Here is a 16,888-nt window from a genome sequence, read left to right as displayed (position 1 = left end):
CGATGCACGCCAGCATTCTCAAATATTTCGCAACGATTGCCCGCACCGGCTCGATCCGCAAGGCTTCGGAGGAATTGCATGTGGCAACCTCTGCCCTCAGCCGTCAGATAAAGAAGCTGGAAGACGAACTTGGCACGCCGGTGTTCGAGCGGTTTTCCGATGGGTTGCGCCTGACGTCTGCCGGCGAGGTGGTGCTTCGCCACGCGCGCGAAACGTTGCAGCGCTATGACGTGATGAAGGGAGATCTCGGCGACCTCAAGGGCAAGAAGACCGGCCGCGTGCATATTGCATGCCTCGACAGTCTTGCCGTGCAGTTCCTCCCCGAACAGGTGGCCGAGTTTCACCGCCGCCATCCCGCCGTGGATTTCCGCATCCGCGCCGAAAGCTACAATATCTACCAGCGTCTGGCCGAGGGCGACGTGGATATCGGTATCACGTTCGATGTCGACCGTCCTGCCGATGTCGCGATGGTGCGGGGCGTCAGCATGCCGTTGATGGCCATCGTTGCCAGACATCACCCGCTGGCACGACAAAAGACCGTCAGCCTGCAGGAATGCGCCCAGTTCAATCTTCTCCTGCAGCTCAACAACGATGTCATGAGTTCGATGATCTCGATCGAACTGGGCGCGCTGGAGCGCAACGGTCGCAGCTTCGTGTCGACCAACAGCCAGATGATGCTGAAACCGCTGATCCTTTCTGGTGCCGGCGTCGCCTTCTTCACGCCTCTTGGCCTGTTGCAGGAACTGGAAGCAGGCGAGGTCGTCGCCCTCTCTATTGCCGGTTCGCGCCTGAAAGACCTGCAGGTCGGCGTTGTCGTGCCGCGCCATCGCAAGCTGACTCATGCCGCCAATACGATGGTGGACTTCCTGAGCGAGGGCCTTGAAAAATTCAGCCTGAAGATTGCAACAGCTCTCGCCAAACGCACCGTGTGACGGCACATGCCGCGGCGTCCGCGACAGGTTATTATCCGGCAGTCATGGTCGTCGCCTTGCGCACTGGAAAGGCTGCCATGAGCGGGTGGTCCAACGGACTTGCCTGCCCTCGCTCCCAGCCGCCCGGCGCTCCCCACCCGGTGACATCAGGGCCGAAAAATTCGCGGTTTGCCGCGATGTAGGCCTGCTTGTGCCCGGCTATGTCCTCGTCGAAGAGAATGGCATCGACGGGACAGACCGACAGGCACAGGCCGCAATTGATGCATTCATCCGGATGAATGTAGAAGGACCGTCCACCTTCATAGATGCAATCCACCGGACAGGCCGTCGTGCAGTCGCCGTCCTTCACATCGATACAGGGATCCGTAATGACATAGGCCATGCGTCCGACCTCCGCAGCTGCCCCTTGGTTATTGCAGACGGGGGCGTTGCAAAGAAGTGCCGATGTTCGCAAAACCAATTGCCGTTTTGGCAACGGGCAATGACTGTGAGTGATCTATGGCGAAAGACTGTCTTCTACGCGACGTCATATTCCGGTTGTCGGCTGTGCAGCGGTGCCGGCACCCGACCACCTCTTGCTGACCGCGCCACCCAGATCGGCCCGGACGACCGGGAAGGCTGGTACGAGGAGCGCGGGCGTGCGCACCGAGGTGAACTGTCGGGGAAAACAGAAAAGCGCCAGCGCCAATCAGACGCACAACCGACGAGTGGCAATCGGCCAAGCGGGCCATCGGTTCACCCTGCTTGCTTCTCTGCCGGTTGTGTAATTCTCACTGCCCGAAAGACCCTCAGCAGGGCCCGGCATCTGTTGCCCCTATTTGCGAAAAGCCCTGTCCAGGTGCGCATGCAGCACTCAGGCGAAGGGTGGAATGCAACAGGGCCGTGGCGCCGAGGATGACGTTTTCGTCGGGCACAAATTCCGCTTCATTGTGGCTGATGCCATCCCGGCAGGGCACGAAGATCATGGCGGATGGGGCGACGCGCGCAAGAAATAGGGCATCGTGAAACGCGCCCGATACCAGCGGTATGGAGGTGATGCCGCAGCTTTCGCAGGCTTGCAAGATAGCCTCGATCACGCCCTCGTCGAAACGGCCGGGCGGCATGTCGAAGCGTTGGGTCAGGGTCACGGTGCAACCCTGCTCTTGCGCTGCCGTCGTGCAGTGGGCGTTCACCACCTGCAGCATGGCTTGAAGTTTGTCGGCCTCCGGATGGCGGATATCGACGGTAAAGCGGACTTCGCGGGGAATGACATTGATCGAGCCCGGCTCGACGGCGATGCGGCCGACGGTGAGGCGGGCGAGTGCATCTCCTTGCATCACCGATGCCTGCAGCGCGGCCATGGCCTGGACGGCCGCTGCCATCGGATCCCGTCGATAGGGAAGCGGCGTCGTTCCGGCATGGGCGGCCTCGCCGGTAAAACAGACGTCCAGCCACTTGGTGCCCTGCACGGCCGTCACGATGCCGATGGCCACACCACGGCGCTCGAGGATCGGTCCCTGCTCGATGTGCAGTTCGACATAGGCGGAGACGGCATGGCCGAGCGGGCGCAGTTCCGCGTCCGGCAGGGCGGCAAGCGTGGCGGACAGTTCGGATGAAAACGGCGCGCCATCGGCGCCGGTCATGTCATGCCATTCATCGGGCAGCGATGCTGCGACAAAGGCCATGGAGCCCATGCAGCCGGGGGAAAAGCGGCTGCCTTCCTCGTTCGTCCAGGCCACCACCTCCACCGTCCGCTCGGTGGTGATGCCTAAATCTTCCAGGGCTTCCAGCACCTCGAAGGCCGAAAGCGTGCCGAGCGCCCCGTCATATTTTCCGCCACCCGGCTGGCTGTCGAGATGGCTGCCGATGAGAAGCGGCGCAAGATCGGGCTGTCGGCCCGACCGCTGGATGAAGAGGTTTGCCGCCGCATCCTGATAGACGAGAAAGCCGCGCGCGCCCGCAAGATCCGCCAGAAGCCGACGCGCCTTGCGATCCTCGATGCTCAGCGCCTGTCGGTTGACGCCGCCGCCCGGCGTTGCGCCGATCGACGCGAACTGGGCAAGACGTCGCAACAGCCTTGATCCATCAACTGTCGGCGCCGTGATCATCGGCGAATGCCTGCGATAAAATCCTTCACGCGCTGCGGCTCCACCGCATTCCACCAGACGCCATCGTATTTCAGCGAGCTGGCAACGATCACGCCGTCTGCTACGTTGAGAATGTCGTTGACGTTATCGGGCGTCACGCCGCTGCCGACCAGTGTCGGAAGGCCGGCGGCCTTTCTGATCATGCCGATATAACCGATATCGGCGGCATGCCCGGTTCGCTGGCCGGTGGCAATCACCACATCGGCATCGAAGAACACGAGATCCTTCACCTGTTCCTCGACCGGACGGTCGGAGACGATGGCATGGGCGCCGTGCTTGACATGTGCATCGGCAAAGATGCGGATGCCCTTGGCCCGCAGATGCGCGCGGTAGCGCATGGCGCGCGCCGCCTCGCCCTCGATGAAGCCTTCGTTCGCCACATAGGCGTTCGCCCACTGGTTGACGCGCACGAAACCTGCGCCGGACGCCGTTGCGATGGCAAGGGCTGGAATGGCGGCATTGGCGAGCACGTTGATGCCGATCGGGCGGCCAAGTTCGCGGCGGATCCGGTCGGAGACGACAGCCATGAGGGCAGACGTCTCGTGGCCGATATCATCGGGCTTCGCAAAGGGAATATCGCCGTGGTTTTCGATGATCACGGCATCGCAGCCGCCGCCGAGATAGGCGCGCGCATCGTCCAGTCCGCGCTGGTATATGGTCTCGACGGCCTCGCCGTCATAACGCGGCGCACCGGGAAGAGGCGCCAGATGCACGACGCCGATGATGGCCTTGTCGCGGCCAAAAAGGTCGATCAGGGCATTGCCTGCAACCTGGCCAATGGATTTCGTGGTGTCACTCATGGGCGTTCCAGTTCGCATTTGGTGAGAAGGGCGGCCATTTCCGCCCTAGAGGGGAAGGAGGCCACGGTTCCATGCCGGCACACGGCAAGGGCTGCCGCCTCCATGGCGACCGCGATGGCAGGCGTCAACGGTTTTCCAATCGATAGAAGACCGGCAACCGTGCCGGCAAAACAATCGCCGGCCCCGCTCGTGTCGCGTGCTTCGACCGTCAACCCGGCAATATGCAGCGGCGCGGCGTCTGCCGTTTCCTGAACCAGGCAACCGTCGGCGCCGAGCGTGACGATGACGCCTGCCGCGCCGAGCTGCACCAGTTTTGCAATGGCCGCTGCCATGTCAGGCGTGGCGGTAAGTGCTGTCGCTTCCGTCCGGTTGGCAATCAGGAGGTCGACGGAGGAAAAATCGATCACCGTCTGCTGATCGAGCGGGCTCGGGTTGAAGATCGTGTAAAGGCCGCAGCGTTTGGCATGGGCAAGGCAGCCTTGCGTGACCTCGGGCGAGAGATTGCCCTGCATCAGCAGCACATCGCCTGCCCTGAAATGTTGAGCAAGGTTTGCGCGTGGATCGAATGCGGCAGCGCAGGCAACGGCGCTGATCACGACATTTTCTCCCGCTCGATCAACCAGAATGGTCGAGCGGTCGGTCGCATTTTCTGTTCGCACCAGATCCTGCGCCGAAAGATCCTGCTCCAGCGTTGCAACCAGCTGATCGGCAACCGCATCGGAGCCGATAGCGGCATGAAACCGGACATCGGCGCCGACGCGGGCGGCTGCGACCGCCTGATTGGCGCCCTTGCCGCCCAGCCCCTCCGCCGTCAGCCTGCCATTGATGGTTTCCCCCGGCTGCGGCAGGTGCGGCAGTCCGAAGGTCGTATCAAGGCAGATATTGCCGACGACGTGGAGGCGCATGGTATCTTCAGTCTTTCGCCGTGGCCCAGGCCAGCATCTGCTCGAACAAGGTCTTGTAGCCATCCCAGGCAATGAATTCCGGCGGCAGCCAGTGGGGGCCGACATCGGAGGTCCAGGCGAGCGTGCGGCCCTTGCCATAGGTGCCGGTGACGAGAAGCGGCAGCGATCCGTATTCGGACGAGACCGTTGCCAGAACCTGTGCCTCCGGCTTGGCCACAACTTCATTAAAGCCGAGAAGATAAGGCCAGTCGGTGCCAAGGCCTGAGAGGATCGAGTGCGGCTCCGTTGCCGTCACCACCGGGTTAAAACCTTCCGGCACCTCGACCCGGTCATCGGCGGAAAGGCAGGTGACGGGCAGGATCTCCTCGATGGGTGTCTTGTGGAACCGCGCGCCGCCATTGATGCCCTGAAAGCTGTAGTAGCCGCCGAACATCAAAAGTGCGCCGCCGTTTTCCACATACTGCTTCAGCAGTTTCAGGCGGTTCGGCGTGCGCTTGGAATGGATCCAGGTATCGGGATGCAGAAGCAGCGTGTTGGCGCCGATATCGGAGAGGATGATGGCGGCGTATTCGTCGAGCGCCTCGAGCGTCTGGGGAAAATCGCGCTGGGCTTCATGGGCGGGCATGAAGGTCACGTCGAATTCGCTCGCCTTCAGCGCCTTCAGGAGTTCGTCGGCGCCGGTGTGGTAGGTGACGGTCGGAAACTGGTCAAAACCCTTGATATGGGTAGCGGTGGAGACCCAGGATTCACCGGCGAGAAGAACTTTTTTCTTTGTCATGTCTGCTCCTGCAAAATTGGTCGTACCAGGCCGTCAGGCCGCGGCGGAAAACACGGATTTGGGGTTGTCGATGAGCATCCGGTCTATGGCCTCCTGCGTCATGCCGTGTCGCTTCAGGCGCGGCAGGAAGTGCTTCAGGATATAGCCGTAACCGAAGCCGCCATAACGGGTCAGCATGATCTTCAGGAACACGTCCTGCGACAGGAGAAGACGGTCGCAAAAGCCCATCTCCACCAGGCTTGCGATGGCGCGGGCGTTTTCCTCGTCCGACGGCGACTGTGCGTCCTGGTCGGCATAATAATAATCCATGCCGATCATGTCGTATTCGAGGAAGGCGCCGCGTTCGGCCAGGCTCTTCTGGTAGGGCAGGTCGTTGTGGCTGGGGTTCATGTGGCAGAGAACCGTATGCTTCAGATCCGCCCCCTCCTCCTCGATCATGTCGAGCACACGGTGGGCAAGCCGCTCCCAGCCCGGCAGATGGATGGAGAGCGGCAGGCCAGTGATGCGCGAGGCACGCGCCGACGCGCGCAGCGACTTCTGTTCCTCGGCGGTGAAATCCTTGCTGACGCCGACCTCGCCGATGATACCGGCCATGATTGCCGGTTGCGTTTCGCCACCGCCGACATCATCGACAATGAACTGCGTCACCGCATCCAGATCCATGGCTTTCAGCCATTCGGGATGGGTATGCTCCAGATAAAAGCCGGTGCCCATGACGATCTTCAAGCCGGACATGCGGGCAACGCGGTTCAACTGCTCGGCATTGCGGCCAATGCCGAAATTGGTGGTTTCCACCACGGTGTGGCCGCCGAGCGCCTGAAACCGCTTCAACTCGGACAGAGCGAGGTCGCCATCATCCAGCGAAACATTGTCGCGGTTCATATAGGGGTTCATCCGCAACTCGCCGATGATCTCGATATTGACCGGCTGTTCGGCAATCGCCCGCTCATCCGGATGGCACGGGCATTTCCACGAGGTCGCGCCATCGAGAAAGATGTGCTCGTGCATCAGCGTCACGCCCATGTCGGCAATCGGCACCGGTCCGAGCACCGTCATCACGGTGCCCGAGCGCACGCCGATCGGGTGGCGGGGCGGCAGTTCGTCCTTGAAGAGATGGTCCATCATGGATCAACGGCTCCGTGCGCCGCCCTTGAAAAGGCGGAAGTTCAGCCAGATGGCAACGAGAATGATGAGGCCCGTCACGATGGGCGTGAAGAAGGGCGACATGTGCGAGAGGATGAGGCCGTTGGCGATGACGGCAACCGTCAGCGCGCCAAGCACGGTGCCGACGACAGTGCCGCGCCCGCCGAACAGGCTCGTTCCGCCAAGAACCACGGCCGCGATCACATCCAGCTCAAAACCCTGGCCGGCATTGGAGGAACCGGAGCCGAGGCGGGCGGCCAGAATGATGCCGGCGGTTGCCGCCGCCATGCCGGAGATGACGTAGACGCAGAGCGTGACGACGCGGGTATTGACCCCTGCTCTTCTCACCGCCTCGGCATTGGCACCGATGCCGGTCACGTAACGACCGAACGGCGTTTCGTTGAAGGTAACGAAGGCGGCAATGAGAATGACGATGGCAATCAGCGCGGGAGCCGGCACGCCAAAAATCCAGGCGCGGCCGATTGCGGTAAACGGGCTCGACGGTTCGACCGGAATGGAATAACCGCCGGTGATGAGCAAGGCGAGCCCCCGGATGACCGACAGACCGGCCAGTGTGACGATGAAGGAGGGGATGCGCTCATAGGCGATGAAATAGCCCTGGATGAGACCCGTCAGCGCGCCAAGGCCGAGCATCAGCAGAATGGTGAGCGGCCAGGGAATGCCGGCTTGCAGGGATGCCGCCGACAGCGTGGCCGAGAGCGCCAGAACCGAACCGACGGAGAGATCGATGCCGCCGGTGGTGATGACAAAGGTCATTGCGGCGGCAACGATCAGCAGCGGCGCCGACTGGCGGATGATGTTGAGGAGGTTCGGCGCGGTCAGGAAGGCATTCGTGTAGACGCTGAAGATGATGCAAACGACGAGGAAAAACAGCGCGATCGACACGATGCCGCCATTGGCGATGGCCCGGTCGATGAGGCGTGCCTTGCGCAGGCGCGGCGGGTGCGAGGGGTTGGCGTGGGAGTGCGGCACGGTCATGCGGAAACGCCTTCATCTGCAGCGCGCCCGGCGGAACGGGCGGAAAACTTTCGTCCGACGATCAGATTGACCACCTCTTCGATGCTGGTGTCCTCAATGCGCCGTTCGGCCACGTTTCGACCTTCGTACATCACCTGGATGCGGTCGCAGACGAGAAACAGGTCCTGCAGACGGTGCGTGATCAGGATGACGCTGACGCCTTGGGCGCTGACCGTGCGGATCAGTTCCAGCACGGCCTCCACTTCCGCCACGGCAAGGGCGGCGGTCGGCTCATCCATGATGAGGACGGACGGGTTGAACGAGGTGGCGCGGCCAATGGCAATCGACTGGCGCTGCCCGCCTGAGAGGTTTTCCACCTTCATGCGCGTATCGGGAATGACGATGCCAAGGTTGGAGAGCATGGTGCGGGCGCGGGCATGCATGGTTTTCTTATCAAGCAGGGGAATGCCGCCGAGCCGCCATTTCGGCTCGCGGCCGAGAAAGAGATTGCCCGCCACATCCACCGTGTCGCAGAGGGCAAGGTCCTGGTAGACCATTTCCACATGGGCGGCCCGCGCATCCGCTGGCGACGTGAAGGACACCGGTTTGCCGTCGATCTCGATTGTTCCGGCGTCCGGAATGACCGCGCCTGAGAGAACCTTGCTCAGGGTGGATTTACCGGCGCCGTTATCGCCGACCAGACCCAGCACTTCGCCGGGTTTCAGGCTGAGCGACGCGTCGTCAAGCGACTGCATCGTGCCATAACGTTTGGAAATACCGGTCATCCTGACGCGGTAGGTGTCAGTGTCGATCATCACAGTCATGCCTTGCACGCTTGCCGGAACAGGAAACAGCACTGGGGTGCCACGGCAACATCGCCGCCGTGGCACCTCATGCGGAGCTTACTTGAACATGCCGCGGAACTGATCGACATTTTTCTTGGTGACGATGGTGACGGGCACATTGATGATCGGCTCGACCTTTTCGCCCTTCTTCAGCTTGGCCAGCGCTTCAACCGCAGCCTTGCCTTCACCGGCCGGATCCTGCTGGATCACGGCGGTGACCCAGCCCTGATCGATGCCGTCGATGGCGGATTTGGTGAGATCCCAGCCGAACACCTTGATGCTGTCGGTGCGGCCCTGGCTCGCAACGGCGGAGACGGCGCCGAGAAGAGCCGGTTCGCCGGTCGCGTAAAGCGCCGACATGTCGGGGTTGGCCGTCATCAGGTTTTCGGCAGCGCTCAGCGCCACGTCCTGCACGTTCTGGCCATCGACCGTGTCGAGGAAGGTCACTTTCTGGCCGCCGGCCTTGACCGCCGACTTGAAGCCATCGAGACGCTGGTTCTGGATGAAGGAGTTGAGCGCGCCGACGACGCCGACCTTTGCCGCGCCGCCCATGCTGCCCTTGACGTAATCGGAGAAGAACGTGCCGATCTCTTCGCCGGCCTTGGTGTTGTCGACGCCGACGAAGGCGACGTTGTCGCCATCAGGGATCTGCGCGTCGATGGCGATGACGGGAATGCCGGCCTTCTTTGCCGCCGTGATGGCAGGCTTCACACCATTGACATCGATGGCGACGAGAATGATGCCGTCGACCTTCTGGGTGATGTAGTTCTCGATGGCGTCGTTCTGGGCTGCGGGCACGTTGTTGGCGTTGAAGATCACGAGGTCTGCATTGGCAGCCTTGGCGGCGGCCTTTGCGCCATCATTGATCTGGTTGAAAAACAGCGCCTGCTGGTTGATCGTGACCAGCGCGAACGTATCGGCCAGCGCTGCCCCTGCCCCAAAACCCGCCGAGATGGTGGCGGCCACGGCGCAACTCAAAAGATATTTCGTAAGACGCATGGAAGTTCCCCTTGTTGCGGCCCGTTCAGGGCTCGTCACGAATTCACGAGGGGAAGTATTCAAGTAACTTGAATGAATGTCAAGAGACTTGAATGACGGCCTGCATGGTTTTCGGGCAGCTGAAAAACCTGCTCAAAACGTTGCCGGCGTGTTGACCCAGAAGATGCTCGCCCGCTCCGTTCCGACATTGCGATACCAGTGTGGCCGCTCGGAATTGAACACGAATGTATCGCCGGCACCAATGCGATAGGTGCGCTCATCCACCATCAGTTCGATTTCGCCAGCGAGCACATAACCCACTTCCTCGCCCACATGGCGGATCGGTTCCTTGCTCTGCCCGCCCGCCTCGATATGGTGGATATTGCACTGCAGAAGATGCCCGGCCGAATAGGGAATGACCCGCTCCAGCGAAATGCCCTCGCCGCGGCGCAGCGGATCAAGCGCGATCAACGGCCGCGTGCCGGCACGAAACACGATACCTTCGTCACCATCGGTTTCCTCAAACATCCAGCCGATATTTGTTCCGAGCACGCCGACAAGCCGGTGCAGCATGGGAAGCGAGGGCGATGCCTTGCCGTTTTCGATCTTGGAGAGCAGGCTTTCCGAACATTCCGCCGCGAGCGACAGCGCCTTCAGCGTCATCCCGCGCGATTGGCGCGACAATTTCAGCCGTGCGCCAAGGCGTGCCGGATTGGAATGGATCTTGTCCTCGCCCCTGTCTTCACGAAGCTCGGCCCTTGGCTGCGGATCTAGCATATTCATTATTCGGCATCACATTTAATCAGGGCGCGAGTTTAACGCTTCGGATTAATCGATGTCCAGCATGCGGCACAATTGGCGGCGATGGGCATCAAACAAGTGCAGGGAACAGCGTGTCGGCTCCTTTGGGCGGCTTCAGTCTTTCACCCTTCGAAAGGAGCGGCTAGACGCCCAGCTCTAACCCGGCGGCGGTTCCGCGCTTTTTGGGCGTTCGGCAACCAGACCGGCTGCTATGCTGTGGTCGATCACAAGCGTGTTGGCGATGCCAGCCTTCAAGAGGGCGAGCAACGGCTTCGTCTTGGCCATCCCGGCTGCCACGACCACATTATCCGCCTTCTGCAGGTCTGCAAACTCTATGCCGGTATGTCGGTCATTCAAACCGGTATCGGCGCGTGATCCATCTGATTTCAGAAAATGTCCGGCCACTTCGCAGACGGCTCCCACCTGGCGCGCATCCTTCAGTTCGCCTGCGGAAATGCCGGACGCAAGAAAGAAGCTGCCGGTTTCTTCACAGCTGCCGCAGGAAATGACGTTGAAATCCGTGGAGGCCATCTCGGCAAGGATCGGGCGAATATAGGAATCGGCCTTCAGCGCGGCGCAGGTTTCTGCAAGGCCAAGGACGAAAGGGATGGGCAGCGTGCGGGCGCTTCCGCCGACAATCTCTGCCATTTCCAGGCTGAGCGAATAGGCGCTGGTTCCGTCGTCATTGTGCGATGCCCCCATCAGTGCAACGATGCGGGAATCCGGCTTCGACAACATGCGCATCGCCTCGATCGTGCGGCGAACCGTCGTACCACCGCCGACCCCGACCGAAACATTGCGCGTGTTGAGGATGCGCCGGCTGACATAATTCGCCGCAGCAATGCCGACCGCATCCTTGCGCTGGGGATCAAGCAGCGGATCTTCCGGATTGGCGGCGTCGGCTGGCGGGGTTAGAATGCAGCGGGCAAGGTTGTAGGTGGCGGCGATCCAGTCTCCCAGCGCAAGCGTTTCGGCCATCTGGTGTTCGAGGCTGATCTTGACGAGGCCGCTTTCGCGCGCCGCAGACAGCATCCGCACGACCTTGGTCCGCGACACTTCCAGTCGACGGGCTACTTCTTCCTGCCCCAGCCCATGAACGTAATAGAGCCAGGCAGCCATTACCTGCAGGTCATGATCGTCCGAGCGTATGCGCGACATCGCTTCCGTTCCTTGCTGAGTCCCCTTGGCGCCAGTATGCCGCAACTTTGCCCGCAAACCAAATCGATTGCACATTTGCGCAGTTAATGCACACTTGACACAGGTTGCCGAACTGAACAATATGATCGTCGACGAACAAAAGTGCATCCAGGGGAGTGGATGCAGGTGTTGACGGTCATTCACGTGAGGGAGGAAAACGTGGACGCATTCTTGAGCGGCCTGAAGGCCGTTATTGACGATTTGGGAGCGACCGTGCTCCTGCCCATCATGATCTTCATCATCGGCCTTGTCCTGGGTGCCAAACCCGGCAAGGCCTTCCGCGCCGGTGTCACCATCGGGGTCGCCTTCATCGGCATCAATCTGGTCATCGGGCTGATGTGGACGAACCTCAGTGACGTCGCGCAGGCGATTGCCACGAATACCGGGGTCACCCGTGATGTCGTCGACGTTGGCTGGCCGTCGTCGGCCGCCATTGCCTTCGGCTCGCAGGTCGGTCTCTGGGTTATCCCGATTGGCATTGCGGTCAACGTCGGCCTGCTTCTGCTCGGCTGGACGCGCACCTTGAATGTCGATGTGTGGAATTTCTGGCACTTTGCTTTTGTGGGCTCGCTGGTGACTGCGGCGACCGGCTCCCTGCCCTACGGGCTTGCGGCCGCTGCCCTCATGGCAGCACTGTCCCTGTTCTTTGCGGACTGGAGCGCAAAATCGGTCCAGGAATTCTATGGTCTTCCAGGCGTTTCGGTGCCGCATCTGCTGTCCGCGCAGATCCTGCCCATCGCCATCCTGACCAACTGGCTGATCGAGCGTATTCCGGGCCTGCGTGACATTGATCTGTCCACCGATCACATCCAGAAGCGGTTGGGCGTTGCCGGCGAGCCCGTGATCCTCGGGCTGATCATCGGTCTCGTTCTGGGCCTTGTCGGCTTCTGGAACCCGGCGGATATTCCGGCCATGACGGCCAAGGTGCTGAAGGCCGGCATCAACCTTGCAGCCGTGATGTTGCTGCTTCCCCGCATGGTCAAGATTCTGATGGAAGGGCTGATACCGGTTTCGGAGGCGGCGCGTGATTTCGTGCGCAAGCGCGCTGGCGACCGGCAGATCAATATCGGCCTCGATTCAGCGATCCTGATCGGCCACCCGGCGGCCATCTCGTCGGCTTTGCTCCTGGTTCCGATCGCCATTATTCTCTCGATCATCCTGCCCGGCAATCGCGTCATTCTGTTTGCCGATCTGGCGGTTATCCCGTTCGTGGTGGCGCTGGCAGCGCCCATCGTGCGGGGCAATGTCCTGCGCATGGTCATTATCGGCACGATCACGCTGACGATCGGCTTCTACATTGCAGGCTCTCTTGCGCCCTTGTTCACGTCGGCAGCTGATAGTGCCGGCTTCAAGATGCCGGCCAATGCCAGCCAGATCACGGCCATCGGGGATGGTTTCGTGTGGATCGGCTGGGTCGTGGTGAAGCTGTTCAGCGGCTTCGGCTGGCTGGCTGTGCCTGCCATCGCGGCCGTGATCGGCATTTGCATCTGGCTGCTCAAGGCTCGCGCCGCCACCATGGAAGCGCTCGCATCGGCCAGCCCGGATAAGACCGCCCCATCCAAAGGCAGCAGGGTATCTGCATGACAGACAGTGCAAACGCGACGAACTTCCTCTCCAGGGAAGACATTTTCACCGGACTGACGTTACGAAGCTCCAGCGAAGTGATCGGTCAATTGGCCGATCATCTTCTGCGCCGCGGCAAGGTTCACCCCAGTTATCGCCATGCGGTCGAACAACGCGAGCTGGAGATGCCGACCGGACTGCCGCTGGAAGACGGTTTGGCGGTTGCCGTACCCCACACGGATCCGCACCATGTCATCGCCTCGGGTGCTGCGGTGGCAACGCTGCGGGAGCCGGTGACCTTCCGCAGCATGGATGACCCGGACAAGGAACTGCCCGTTCGCCTGGTTTTCATGCTGGCCCTGCGCAACAAGGAAGAACAGCTTGAGATGCTGTCGGCCATAGGCCGGCTCATTCAGGACAATAAAACGCTTCAGTCTCTATGCGAAGCGACAGAAAGCGGTCAGATCTACGCTGACATCGATCGTCATCTCAAACTGGGAGGTTGAGACTACCATGGCCAAGAAAACAGTCCTCGTTGCCTGCGGCACTGCCGTTGCCACATCCACCGTCGTTGCCGCAGCCATTGCCGAAGCGATGGGCGATCGTGGAATTGACGTTGAGACCCGCCAGTGCAAGGCGACCGAAGTGCGCAGCCTGCTGGATGGCGTCGATCTGATCGTGTCCACGACGCCACTGCCGCCCAACCTGCCGAAACCGGCCATCGTCACGCTCGCCTTTCTGACGGGCATCGGTCGCGACGCCGAAATCGACAGGATTGCCGATATCCTGCGGGCCTGAGACAGAAGGAGAGCACATGGAAATCCAGCGCGCCGTTCGTGTGTCGGTTCCGGGTGGCATCCATGCCCGGCCCGCCGCAGAAATCGTCAAGCTCTCGAAGGGCTATAACAGCGAGCTTTTCCTCGAACATCAGGGGCAGTCGGCCACGACACGCTCGTCCTTCAAGCTCATTCTGCTGAGCCTGAAGGAAGGGGCCGACGTTACCATCAGGGCGATTGGCGACGATGCCGACCGTGCCGTGGAAGATATCGCCGGTTTTCTGGAAGCGCGACAGGGCAACCACACGGCGCCGCACCACGCGGCGCGACCGGAAACCTCACCCGATCCGGACGCGACTGTGCCGGGCAACACGGCGGACATTGCACCTGCCGCAAATGCCCTGAAGGGCATTGCAGGAGGTTCAGGCGCCGCGATAGGCCCGGCATTTCACTTCCGGCAACCGGTTCTGGACACCTTCTCGCCAGTAGTGGTCGATCTCAACACGGAAATCTCCGCGGCGCGGGACGCCACGCAGCATGTCTGCCGGGAGCTTCGCCAACAGGCGACGATGGCCGGCCGTCGCGGCACGGCAGACGTTCTGAATGCCATTGCCGAATTGTCGGACGATGCTGAATGGCTTTCCCGCATCGAAACCCTGATCCGCGGCGGACAAAGCGCCGGCGCGGCCGTTCTGGCCGCCGGAGCCGAGCTTGCTGCCGAACTGTCTGGGCTCGATGATGCCTATGCCCGTGCCCGCTCGGAAGATATTGCAAGCCTTGCGCGGCTCACGGCGCTGCGCTTGCAGGGCAAAAAGCCGGTGAGCCTTGCCGACGTCCCGGCGGGCAGCGTGCTGATCGCCGATGAAATCAGTGCCGCGGAAGCAGGCGGAGCCGATCTTGCGCGGCTCGGCGGACTTGTCGCCCGTCATGGCTCGGCCTCCAGCCATGCCGCCATTCTGGCGAGGGCGGCAGGCGTGCCCGCCGTCTTCGGCGTTGAGGATCCGCACGGCTGCCTCGGCAATGCCGTTGACATTGCGCTTGATGGAGACAGCGGAACGGTCTTTCCGGATCCGGATGCGCTCACCCGCGCTAACATTCTTCAGCGGCTCAAAACGGCCAGAAGCGAAGCGCAGGCGTTGCAGGCATGGGCCGGCGTTGCGCCGCAAACTGCCGATGGCGTTGCCATCACCATTGCCGCCAATCTTGGTTCCGTGGAGGAAATTCTTCAAGCGCAGGCGTCCGGCGCGATGGGTGTCGGGCTATTTCGAACCGAATTCCTGTTCATGAACAGAAACGACCTGCCGGATGAGGAGGAGCAACTGGAGGTCTATAAACGCCTGCTGCTTGCCTTCCCGGATCATCCTGTGGTTATCCGGACGCTCGATATCGGCGCCGACAAGCCGGTGCGCAGCCTTTCCCTCACACGCGAGGAAAACCCTTTTCTGGGCGTGCGCGGCATTCGCTTGTGCCTGAAGCGGCCGGATCTGTTCAAGCCGCAACTCAGGGCTCTGTTGAGGGCGGCCCCCTTCGGCAGGTTGCACGTGATGCTGCCGATGGTGGCAGAGGCAAACGAAATCGATGCGGCCGGTGCCGTGATCGACCTCTGCCGCAGGGAGCTTGCCGAAGAAGGCAGGCAATTCGGAGATTTCGTGCTCGGCATTATGGTCGAGACGCCGGCAGCCGTATTCGCTGCCGAGGCTCTTGCCCGCAAGGTGCAGTTCTTCTCGATCGGGACCAATGACCTCACACAATATGTGATGGCGGCGGACCGGCTGAACCCTGGCGTGGCAGGTCTCTGCCGGGTGGACCAACCCGCCGTCCTGCAGGCGATCCGCATGGTCTGCAAGGCCGCAGAACAGGCCGGCATATGGGTCGGTCTCTGCGGGGAAGCGGCGGGGGACCCCGGGGTCGCGCAGCAGTTCATTGCGGCAGGCGTGAGCGAACTCAGCATGTCGCCGGCCTCTATCCTCAAGATGAAAAGCGCCGTCCCCGGTTATGTGAGGGGATAACGGGCAGACCAGCCTCCCGATTGTTGTGGGAGGCTGTGAGGCAGGGCAACTGTCAGGCTTGCCCTTGCCCGCCCTCCCCAATCAGGGCTCGGGCCGTCTGCTCATCGGTGATGAAGGTGGTCGGGCAGACGATGCGGATAGCGCCGCGCAATGCCTGAATCTTTTCCTTGCCGCCTGAAATGAGGACCCGTTCCGGCGTGCGTTGCAGGCGGGAAAGACTGGCGGAGACGACGCGGGAATTCACCTCATGGTCGACGATCTCGCCCTTCTCGTTGATGAAGTTGTAGAGCACGTCACCTACTGCACCGGCCTCCACCAGGGAGCGCCGGTCGGATTCGGAGATATAGCCCGCACGGTAGCTTGTCGTCAGCGTGGAAATGCCGCCCACCGACAGCAGGGCCACATCGAGCTTGTCGGCCATCTCGAAGATCGCGGCGAGGCCACAGCGCTCGAGAAGGGCATGTTTTGTCTCCGGACTGTCGACCACTGCGGGCGCCGGGATCAAAAACCCCTCGCCCTGAAATAACTCAGCGAATTGCCAGGCAAACTCTGCCGGATTGAAGCGCCGGGCAGCCGCGATACCGCCAAGCAGCGAGACAACGCGAAAATCGTCGAGTGCGCCTCCCAGGATGAAGGGCAGCGTGTTGTAGAGTGTCTGGCCCCAGCCGACACCAACGGACATGCCGGCTTTCATCAGGCTCGAAATGAAGCCGCCGGCCGCAGCCGCAATCACCTTGACGGGATCGGCCTGCGGATCATCGAACGGTGCGACGATCACCCGGTTGATCCCGTAGCCGGTTTCCAGCTTGCGCTCCAGTTCGGTCAGTTCCGCGAGCGGCGAGGAGATGGTGACGCGCACCTCGTTTCGCCGCCGCGCCTCTGCCAGGGCGCGCACCACCATGATCCGGTTGATGCCCAGCATGGCGGCAACCTCGTTCTGGGTCTTGCCTTCCACATGGTAAAGCCAGACGGCCTTGGCCCGCAGGCGGTCGGCTTCGCTCTGCGCCCCCGTCGGCCTGATCACCTCCTGCATCCGCAACACTCCTGGTGATGTGGC

17 protein-coding genes are annotated in these 16,888 nt (G+C 61.7%); 5 read left to right on the top strand and 12 right to left on the bottom strand.

What is annotated here, in order from left to right:
- The first annotated feature begins 2 nt into the window (after positions 1-2).
- On the top strand, positions 3-932 hold the full coding sequence (locus AC4CWF_RS23650; RefSeq protein ID WP_491286027.1) for a LysR family transcriptional regulator: 930 nt from the start codon (positions 3-5) through the stop codon (positions 930-932).
- 31 nt (positions 933-963) lie between these two features.
- Here AC4CWF_RS23650 and fdxA read toward each other — a convergent pair whose 3' ends face one another.
- The 11 genes from fdxA to AC4CWF_RS23595 all read right to left on the bottom strand — a co-directional run bounded on the left by fdxA (position 964) and on the right by AC4CWF_RS23595 (position 11,444).
- Positions 964-1,314: a ferredoxin gene (gene fdxA, locus AC4CWF_RS23645; RefSeq protein WP_491286024.1), complete on the bottom strand. Its 351-nt coding sequence runs from the start codon at positions 1,312-1,314 to the stop codon at positions 964-966.
- Positions 1,315-1,720: 406 nt separating this feature from the next.
- Positions 1,721-3,019, bottom strand: coding sequence for a Zn-dependent hydrolase (locus AC4CWF_RS23640; protein ID WP_491286022.1), 1,299 nt, complete (start codon positions 3,017-3,019; stop codon positions 1,721-1,723).
- Positions 3,016-3,858, bottom strand: coding sequence for a BtpA/SgcQ family protein (locus tag AC4CWF_RS23635; protein WP_491286019.1), 843 nt, complete (start codon positions 3,856-3,858; stop codon positions 3,016-3,018). Before AC4CWF_RS23635 ends, AC4CWF_RS23640 begins: the two co-directional genes overlap by 4 nt.
- Positions 3,855-4,763, bottom strand: coding sequence for a PfkB family carbohydrate kinase (locus AC4CWF_RS23630; RefSeq protein WP_491286017.1), 909 nt, complete (start codon positions 4,761-4,763; stop codon positions 3,855-3,857). The genes AC4CWF_RS23635 and AC4CWF_RS23630 overlap by 4 nt, the downstream gene beginning before the upstream one ends.
- A gap of 7 nt (positions 4,764-4,770) precedes the next feature.
- The gene (locus AC4CWF_RS23625; protein ID WP_491286015.1) at positions 4,771-5,541 is read right to left on the bottom strand and encodes a glutamine amidotransferase; all 771 of its coding nucleotides are present in this window, start codon (positions 5,539-5,541) and stop codon (positions 4,771-4,773) included.
- A 33-nt stretch (positions 5,542-5,574) separates the two neighbouring features.
- On the bottom strand, positions 5,575-6,663 hold the full coding sequence (locus tag AC4CWF_RS23620; RefSeq protein WP_491287783.1) for a phosphotriesterase family protein: 1,089 nt from the start codon (positions 6,661-6,663) through the stop codon (positions 5,575-5,577).
- Positions 6,664-6,669: 6 nt separating this feature from the next.
- Positions 6,670-7,683: an ABC transporter permease gene (locus AC4CWF_RS23615; RefSeq protein ID WP_491286013.1), complete on the bottom strand. Its 1,014-nt coding sequence runs from the start codon at positions 7,681-7,683 to the stop codon at positions 6,670-6,672.
- Positions 7,680-8,477 carry an ATP-binding cassette domain-containing protein gene (locus AC4CWF_RS23610; RefSeq protein WP_491286011.1) on the bottom strand — a complete coding sequence of 266 codons (798 nt, stop codon included), beginning with the start codon at positions 8,475-8,477 and terminating at the stop codon, positions 7,680-7,682. Before AC4CWF_RS23610 ends, AC4CWF_RS23615 begins: the two co-directional genes overlap by 4 nt.
- An 87-nt stretch (positions 8,478-8,564) precedes the next feature.
- The gene (locus AC4CWF_RS23605; RefSeq protein ID WP_491286009.1) at positions 8,565-9,506 is read right to left on the bottom strand and encodes an ABC transporter substrate-binding protein; all 942 of its coding nucleotides are present in this window, start codon (positions 9,504-9,506) and stop codon (positions 8,565-8,567) included.
- Between the two features lie 132 nt (positions 9,507-9,638).
- Complete coding sequence (locus AC4CWF_RS23600; RefSeq protein WP_491287781.1) at positions 9,639-10,148, bottom strand: helix-turn-helix domain-containing protein; 510 nt, start codon at positions 10,146-10,148, stop codon at positions 9,639-9,641.
- A gap of 294 nt (positions 10,149-10,442) precedes the next feature.
- Entirely contained in the window at positions 10,443-11,444 is a 1,002-nt protein-coding gene (locus AC4CWF_RS23595) for a sugar-binding transcriptional regulator (RefSeq protein ID WP_491286007.1), read from the bottom strand.
- A gap of 198 nt (positions 11,445-11,642) precedes the next feature.
- On the opposite strand from AC4CWF_RS23595, the gene AC4CWF_RS23590 reads away from it, so the two are divergent.
- From AC4CWF_RS23590 to ptsP, 4 genes are read left to right on the top strand one after another with little or no spacing between them, the layout of a single operon-like run.
- Entirely contained in the window at positions 11,643-13,067 is a 1,425-nt protein-coding gene (locus AC4CWF_RS23590; protein ID WP_491286006.1) for a PTS galactitol transporter subunit IIC, read from the top strand.
- Positions 13,064-13,552, top strand: a complete 489-nt coding sequence (locus AC4CWF_RS23585) for a PTS sugar transporter subunit IIA (RefSeq protein ID WP_491286005.1) — start codon at positions 13,064-13,066, stop codon at positions 13,550-13,552. The genes AC4CWF_RS23590 and AC4CWF_RS23585 overlap by 4 nt, the downstream gene beginning before the upstream one ends.
- A 7-nt stretch (positions 13,553-13,559) precedes the next feature.
- Complete coding sequence (locus tag AC4CWF_RS23580) at positions 13,560-13,844, top strand: PTS sugar transporter subunit IIB (protein WP_491286004.1); 285 nt, start codon at positions 13,560-13,562, stop codon at positions 13,842-13,844.
- Between the two features lie 16 nt (positions 13,845-13,860).
- Positions 13,861-15,831 carry a phosphoenolpyruvate--protein phosphotransferase gene (gene ptsP, locus AC4CWF_RS23575; RefSeq protein WP_491286003.1) on the top strand — a complete coding sequence of 657 codons (1,971 nt, stop codon included), beginning with the start codon at positions 13,861-13,863 and terminating at the stop codon, positions 15,829-15,831.
- 52 nt (positions 15,832-15,883) lie between these two features.
- Here the strand turns inward: ptsP and AC4CWF_RS23570 are convergent, their stop codons facing one another.
- Positions 15,884-16,864: a sugar-binding transcriptional regulator gene (locus tag AC4CWF_RS23570; RefSeq protein ID WP_491286002.1), complete on the bottom strand. Its 981-nt coding sequence runs from the start codon at positions 16,862-16,864 to the stop codon at positions 15,884-15,886.
- Positions 16,865-16,888 lie beyond the last annotated feature (24 nt).

Source organism: Neorhizobium sp. PAMB6630 (assembly GCF_058242775.1).
The sequence above is the reverse complement of the archived record's forward strand: the minus strand, read 5'-3'. Positions and strand labels throughout refer to the sequence as shown.